Genomic DNA, 7,654 nt, shown 5'->3' on the forward strand with positions numbered 1-7,654 from the left:
TAGCATTTGATGCACTCATTTTCTGAAAATGAATTAAAGCTAGTAACAGCAATAATTTGAGCCTTCTTAGTGAGTGCAGCAGAACTGCAGCTATTTAGTACTCAAATGTCCTTTTTAGGTTGTCTGAGACCGTTGTAAGAGAAGCTGTATTGAGATAAACTGCCGACAAAATGCTGAGCACTCAAATATCAAACTCAATTTCTTTGTATAATATGTTTACAATTCTCATCCGATGTAAGAAAATGGTATAAAAAAGGTGGGGGACAACTTGTATCTTGCACAAATAACAAAATACATGTCAGTTAGTTTGTTGATTTTAACTTTTTTAAATTACTTTGAGCTCCTAGTTTTACCAACAGCATATTTGATGGGATTTGCTCTTTCAGCATTAACATTCACTTTTATTGATTTGTTGGACTATAATGTTGCTCAATCGAATGATCCTTTTAAATTTCGTAGATTGAAAGATATCTTGTATTTCATAGCAGTTTCTCTTTTTATGGTTATTCCTTTTTTGGATATTAACTGGGAGCAGTCGGTACTTGAAAAAGTGAATGACATGACAGTGCTCTTAAGTGTTAGCATCATTTTTTATGTTAACAGCTTGAAACACAAAAAAATGGTTTCTGAGCAACTCGATAATATAATTAGTACTTATATGCAAGAATTTTTAGGATCGGAGGAACATAAAAAAATTGTTGAAGCAGCAGTTCAAGATGGTATTAAGCAAGTAAATATTAAAGATGCTACTTTTGCAGCTATCGAGGAATACAAAAATTCACACGGAGAATGATGATAGTGGGAGAAATCTGATGTGTGATATCAAAGCATAATCCGAGGCCAGGAACTCGCGAGGAGATCCACTTAATTATATTAGATTGTATTCGACAAAAAAGTAATTTACAAGCTGCCAACTATAATGGAGAACTTAGGACATACAGTGATTTAAATGAACATTAAGATTAGTTTAAAAGCATTCAGTAATTCTAACCATTCAACATTAGAGGCAGATGTGAATAGTTGGTTGCATGGGCCTGGGGCATCAAAAGATATTAACTCGGTTCAATTTTTGATCTCATCTGGAAGTTTCTTCTAAGCATAGGTTTGGTATAAAGATAAGATTTAGTTGAGAAGCACTCCATTGGAGTGCTTCTTTATTTTGCATAAGCAGCGTATATGCGATCAAAAATTGTTAACTACAGTAAACTCCAAGATATTTACAAATATCGAAAACCCGATATCTATGTGTTTTCTCGGTGTTTTGTATAAATAATCTATAAACGCCTATTTAGTATTGTGGGGGAAATTGGTAGGGTTGATGGATTTGCCGCAAGGTTAAAGGAAAGTACTTTTGTACAAATTTAATATATATGGCTATGCATGAAACATGCATATTGGGGTTTAGTGGAAGGAGTTCACACTATGAGAAAGTTAGCGAAGTATGGTTGAAAAGAGACATAGCGGAAGATTTAGAATAAATGGGGTAATAACTCGGAAAAATGTTCCAATTTAGGGTGAAAGGTGCTAATCTCAATGTATTAATATAAAAAGGGGATTATCACTAGGATGGGAACAATGGATTTTATTAATCAGGGTTGGATTGGATCTTTCATAGGAGCGCTTAGTATCATTTTTTCCATAGTATTCTATAAATTTACGCGTGTTAAAAATCAACTCTCTTATAAAACAAGTTTTATTAGACTTATCGGAAAAAGGAAGTCTTTATCTGATGACGTAGATATTTTGTATAAAGGGATTAGCATACCCAGGCTTACAAAAAGTCATTTAGTTTTTTGGAATTCTGGTACTACTACAGTTAATGGGATTGACATCATTAAAGATGATAGGATTAGACTTGAATTCTCTGAAGGTACACAAATTCTTAGAGCGAATATCATTAAAGAGAATCGCAGAATCAATAAATTATCTGTTCAAATTGATGTAGATTGTTCAAATATAGTTAATCTTAATTTCGATTATTTAGACCCTAATGATGGCGCTGTAATAGAACTACTTCATACGGATCAAAAGAAATATCCTCTTATTAAAGGAACCATTAAAGGAATTCCAAAAGGTATTATTGATCGTGGAAGAATAGATGATCTTAACGAGAAAATAACATCATTTCGTGTTAGTGGATTCAATCTAACATTGAATAACTCTTCTAGGTTAGGTGTAATAATCTTCTTTGGTTCTGTTTCAATTTTAGCCCCAGTGCTTAGCAACGAAATGGCAGCACCATTAAAGTGGTTTTTTATTATTCTTGGATTATTTTATTTTTTTATTATTTGTGCCTATATATGGATTGATAGAAAGAGTTCTTATCCTAAAATATTGAGGATATCCGATTTGGATCTTGAGTAGAAGTGAGGGTTGGGTGCAACAAAATTTGATAAAGAAAATTTATAGGGATGAAAAAGATAATAATCAAATGTTGATTGAAAGTAATGGACATAAGATGAAAAAGCTATATAAGACGCACTTAAGATTATAACCGAATAAGCAGCCGATCAATGGTTTGCTGAGGGTGCTTATTGAGTCGGTTCATAAAGGCAGTGACATGGAGCCGGATGTGATAAAATTTGCTGAAAAACACGTTGTTGATGACATCACTTTTCAGCCATTTCCAAACACCTTCCATTAAATTGAGTTCAGGACTGTATGGTGGAAGAAAAACAAGCTGCAATCGTGGATGTTCATGTAGAAAGACTTGTAAGTCTGCTGCATGATGGATACCACTGTTGTCTAGAATCATAACAATCTTTCCATCAGGATAAGCATCCAACAGTTGGAGGTGGAAACGAATTCAAGAAGCTAGACCCGCTTTTTCTTCTTCGCGATGGTGGACCCGTCCTGTCTCATAGTTAATGGCACCGAACAACTTGGCCCCTTCATGTCGGCCATAGGTTTTGAACTTACGCTGCTGCCCTTTAGGAAACCAGCTATACTGCAAAGCTTAATATGCCCGAATCATAGATTTATCTTCAAACAGCAGATGATCGATTGTGCCGTCCTCCAACTTGCTCTTCAATTCCGGAAATGTTGTGTCTTTAAAGGCAACTTTGGCTTCTGGAACCGCTTTTGCTAACGTATAGGTAACCTTGGTGAAACTGAAGCCGAGTCGCTTTAACATTTTACTAACACCGCGCACACTGTATTCGACGCTAAACTCTTGTTTAATCCAAGCTACGATGAGCGGCAGGGTCCAGGTATACCGTGCTTCAAAACCGACATCTGCAGGCAGCTCATGAATCAGTAAATGGGTCAATTGTTCATGTTGTTCGTTATTCAGACGGCATGGTTTTCCAGGCGAATGTTCTAGAAAAAGGCCATCGATCTCCTTTTCTTGATAGTTCCGCCAATAGATGCTAATGGTTTGGCGCACGAGTCCAAGAAGACGGCTAATTTCAGTAAAACTATGTCCTTCCAAGTGGAGACGAACAGCTAAATAGCGCTCATAAAGTCGCTTGTCATGCGTTTCCTTTATCACTTGATTGAGTTTCTGAATCTACTGTTTATTCATTTTTCAACGCCACCTTTGGGTTAGTCCTACTTTCTATTTACCCATCTGATGGCATAGTGAAGATATTAAGTCCGTTTTATCTAGAATGTAAAATATGATCTGAATCAAACCAGTAAAGACCGGAGGGAATAGCAAAATGAACCCAAACAAGCGACTTGATGAACGATTAACGCCACTTCTGAGCAGTTTTCTGGAAAAGGGACCGGCAGGTTGTGCCTGTACCGTTGTACAACGTGGAGAAGTCATCTATAACGAAACACTAGGTTATGCGGATTTGGAGCGGAAGAAGGAGATCACGCCAGATACGATCTACCGGATCTATTCCATGACGAAGGTCATTACTTGTGCAGCGGCACTAATGTTGTATGAGAAAGGACTGTATCTGCTTAACGATCCATTGGAAGAATACTTGCCTGCATTCAAAAATCTACAGACATTCCGTGATAACGAGAATGGTACGAAGTCATTATCGTCTGTGAGCAATCCGATTCTAATTAAGGATCTCTTCACGATGACCTCTGGGCTTACCTATCCTGGGGATGGGACGGAAACCGAAAGAGGAACCCGTTCCCTGCTGGAGAGGGTTAAAAGAGAGGAGCTAGACATGCAGACGTTAGCAGGCGGATTGGCGTCCATTCCGCTGGAATTCGATCCCGGCACGCGCTGGAAGTATGGTTTCAGTCACGATGTTCTGACTGCATTGATTGAAGTGTTAACAGGTCAAACCATTGGAGAGTTTCTCCAGAAGGAGATTTTCGATCCGTTAGGGATGCTCGATACCTCATTCCGGATAACGGAAGACAAGCGGGATCGTCTATGCACCATCTATGATCGTCCAGAAGGTGGTGCGATTACACCAAATACAAAGACGGACGCCAGCTATCAACCTGGAAGCCGCTATGAAAGCGGTGGCGGCGGATTGCTTTCGACCATTGGGGATTACAGCCGGTTTGCCCAGCTGCTCGCGAGAGGCGGGGAATATGAAGGGGTGCGGCTTCTTAGTTCGAAGACGATTCAATTGATGGCGACTAATCATTTAAATCCGCAGCAACTGAAGGATTTCAATTGGCAGCAGATGCGTGGATACGGCTATGGTTTAGGCGTTCGCGTCATGCTCGATCGAGCAGAAGGCGGCAGTAACAGCTCCATCGGTGAATTCGGTTGGGCTGGTCTAGCCGGGTCGTACATGCTGGTTGATCCAAAGGAAGAGCTGTCCGTCGTGTATATGCAGCAGTTACTGCCTAGCCAGGAGCCCTACATCCATCCCCGACTACGGGCTACTATTTATGGAGCGTTAGCGTAAGTGCGACTGAATGTAAGAAAGACCTAGCCATCAAGGCTAGGTCTTTCTTTGAAGAGTATAAGATTTAATGCCTCCCGCGGGGCCGTCGCACCCTAGCGCACAAATATTGTGCGCTAGGAGAGCATCCCGACGGGCCATCGCACCCTAGCGCACAAATATTGTGCGCTAGGAGAGCATCCCGACGGGCCATCGCAGGCTAGCGCACAAATAATGTGCGCAAGGAGAGCGTCCCGCCGGTCCGTCGCACGCTAGCGCACAAATAATGTGCGCAAGGAGAGCCTATTTGTTCCAGCTAGGATGTCAAATAGAAAAGGGACTCTTTACAGTTGCTCCCAGTTAGCTTAGGATGGAGAAAATGGTAGCGTTTACTTGGGGATGACATCCAGCGGGGGGGGGAATTCTGGGGATGCTAAGAGCGGCAGATGTGCAAAAGAAGAAGTTTTTCACCAAAGTGTATCTCGTATGCATCTTGATTGTGTTGCTATACGCCAGTATTGCTGTTGGTTTCCTGATCTATAAGAATATGGAGTCCCTCAACCAGAAGTGGGATGCCAATGCCACAAGATCTGTGGAACAGATGCGGGAACAGATGGACATTCGGTTGCAGGTGGCCTTTAATTTGGTGTACCAATTGAAGAGAACGGAACACTTTCTGAATTATAGCAACGATACAACGCGCAATTACGCCAACATTACGTTGGTGCTGGAACAGCTAAAGAAAAATAGGGAAGCTTTCGAGAACTATGGCTACCGAATTGATGTAATGAAACCTGATGACAATTTAGTTATTACAACGTTCGGGACCATTGATAAGGACAAGTACTATAAGGAAATGGCGTTGAAGGGAACAGACATTGAGCAGATCGATGGATATATCAAAGATTCGAAGTATTCCAATGTCGTGCTCGTACAACAACGATTGTCCGAAATGGAGAATTACGGGTACGATACGATCTCTTTTGTGAAAAAAGAGCTTACTGGCAGGAATGATCTCATGTTTGTTATTTCCTTTTTCAACGGCGGCTTTTACCCGGACTTACTCAAATTAGATACCCAGGTGAACCGTATTGGCATCCTATCTGGTGATCAATTGGTGGATGTCAAAGAAAACGAGGTTAACGGAGGGATTTCTGATGAGGTATTGGCTCAGGTGAAGGAGCGAAGAGCTCCTTATGTTGAACAATACGGCGATGATCAGGCGCATCTCGTGAGTTCTTCTGTACTTCCGAATGTCAAATATCTGTTTATGGTGTCGGGGTATGCTTGGCAGCCGCAGTTGTCAGGCTTGTTGTTTCATTCATTATTGTTGTTCGGGTTGCTGCTTGCAATCGGCGCTGGAGTAGCTTTTCTAGCTTCACGAAATATTTATCGGCCCATTCATAATGTATTGACCATTTTCAAGGGACTGGAACAGGGCAGGAGAGGTGCTGACGATGATGCATTAGAAAGCGCTGATGACATGTCCTTTATTACGGCGACTGCGGTGAATATCTCCCGCATGAATGATAACCTCAAGGAAACCATCCAGAATAACCGGTTGTCCCTGCGTGACCATTTTCTACGCAATATGCTTTATGGGATTACCGGCGAAGCGGAGGTCAGGATCAATGCGGATAAATATGGGCTGGAGCACGTGCAGCAAGATGTTACCGTAGTTGTGATGGAGTTAGTAGATGCTCAGGAATTAGATGCTGAGTTCCCTGTAGAGACGGTGGTAGAGATCAAAACGGGAATATTCCGGATGATTCTGGAGGCGGTTAAGAGAGAATTTCACTATGAACAGGTGGAACTTGAGCATAAGCGGCATGTTCTCATTGTCAAGGAGCAGCAGATCGATCGGATGAAACGGATCTTCACCCATATTCTGTCTGGCATTGAAGCGGACACGGAGATTCGGGTCGTGGCTGCCATCGGACGTCCGGTGATTTCCTTAAGCAACTGCGCCGAGTCCTATCGGGATGCGGTGCGTTTGTTAGAGCGCCGCTTCTCGATAGACAAGAACACGGTCATTACCGTGAATGATGTTGTGTTGCAAAGTGCAGATATGTATACCTATCCTCTGGAGCTGGAGCGTGAACTCATTACCTTCGTTCTGCAAGGAAAGACAGAGCAGGTTGAAGCTATTTTGACCCGTATTCTAGATGAACATATGGAGGAAAGGTACGCTGGCGGAGAAAAGTTGGCCCGCTTTGTGTTTGCCATCGATGTAACGGTCCATCGGATTCTGAATCAGATGAATAAGAGTTACAGGGAGCTATTTGGGCAAGACTCCCTCTATGATGAGCTGAAGCAGGCCGGGAACCGCAAACGGGTTCGAGATCGAATCTATGAAGTGTTTACGGTTATCATGGCGGGTATGGCCAGCCGTAGCGAGAAGCAGGATCATACCGTGGCGGAGCAGCTTCTGGCGCATATTCATGCGCATTTCGATGAGGATATTTCGTTGTCAGATATTGCCGAGAAATTCAACCTCTCGCTAGGCTACATCAGTTTGTTGTTCAAAAAGTTCACAGGGGAGAATTTCAAGGAATACTTGAACCAATATCGAGTAACCAAGGCCAAGGAATATCTGAATGCCGAGGAAGTATACAGCATCAACGATGTGGCAGGCAAAGTAGGTTGCAATAACGTCAATACCTTTATCCGCATTTTCAAAAAATATGAAGGTGTATCACCTGGGCAGTATGCTAAGCGCAATGAATCAACCTGATCGAGACTAAGCCCCGGCACTAGCCGTGGGCTTTTTATATGTGGCGTGCCCAGAGGCACGCATTATCTAGTTGGTGAAAGTCCAACCAAGGGAGGGGCCAGGCCACCTTTGTAGCTAG

Annotated in this window: 4 protein-coding genes and 1 pseudogene; 4 read left to right on the forward strand and 1 reads right to left on the reverse strand. The window is 42.1% G+C overall.

The genetic code is table 11. The features are described 5' to 3' along the window. Nucleotides 1-268: 268 nt before the first annotated feature. Both A8708_RS01685 and A8708_RS01690 read left to right on the forward strand, forming a co-directional pair. The gene (locus A8708_RS01685) at nt 269-793 is read left to right on the forward strand and encodes a hypothetical protein (RefSeq protein WP_068661814.1); all 525 of its coding nucleotides are present in this window, start codon (nt 269-271) and stop codon (nt 791-793) included. A 773-nt stretch (nt 794-1,566) separates the two neighbouring features. Beyond that, the gene (locus A8708_RS01690) at nt 1,567-2,364 is read left to right on the forward strand and encodes a hypothetical protein (protein WP_068661815.1); all 798 of its coding nucleotides are present in this window, start codon (nt 1,567-1,569) and stop codon (nt 2,362-2,364) included. 124 nt (nt 2,365-2,488) lie between these two features. Here A8708_RS01690 and A8708_RS34635 read toward each other — a convergent pair. After that, nucleotides 2,489-3,508, reverse strand: a pseudogene (locus A8708_RS34635) (IS630 family transposase). 151 nt (nt 3,509-3,659) lie between these two features. On the opposite strand from A8708_RS34635, the gene A8708_RS01705 reads away from it, so the two are divergent. Next, nucleotides 3,660-4,826, forward strand: a complete 1,167-nt coding sequence (locus A8708_RS01705; protein ID WP_068661816.1) for a serine hydrolase domain-containing protein — start codon at nt 3,660-3,662, stop codon at nt 4,824-4,826. A gap of 406 nt (nt 4,827-5,232) precedes the next feature. Continuing rightward, on the forward strand, nt 5,233-7,536 hold the full coding sequence (locus A8708_RS01710) for a helix-turn-helix domain-containing protein (protein WP_068661817.1): 2,304 nt from the start codon (nt 5,233-5,235) through the stop codon (nt 7,534-7,536). Nucleotides 7,537-7,654 lie beyond the last annotated feature (118 nt).

It is taken from the genome of Paenibacillus oryzisoli (genome assembly GCF_001653565.1).
Classification (GTDB): domain Bacteria; phylum Bacillota; class Bacilli; order Paenibacillales; family NBRC-103111; genus Paenibacillus_E; species Paenibacillus_E oryzisoli.

Coding starts and splice junctions, on each gene's coding strand:
- A8708_RS01690 (WP_068661815.1), top strand. CDS start 1,567: ATGGGAACAATGGATTTTATTAATCAGGGTTGGATTGGATCTTTCATA.
- A8708_RS01705 (WP_068661816.1), top strand. CDS start 3,660: ATGAACCCAAACAAGCGACTTGATGAACGATTAACGCCACTTCTGAGC.
- A8708_RS01710 (WP_068661817.1), top strand. CDS start 5,233: ATGCTAAGAGCGGCAGATGTGCAAAAGAAGAAGTTTTTCACCAAAGTG.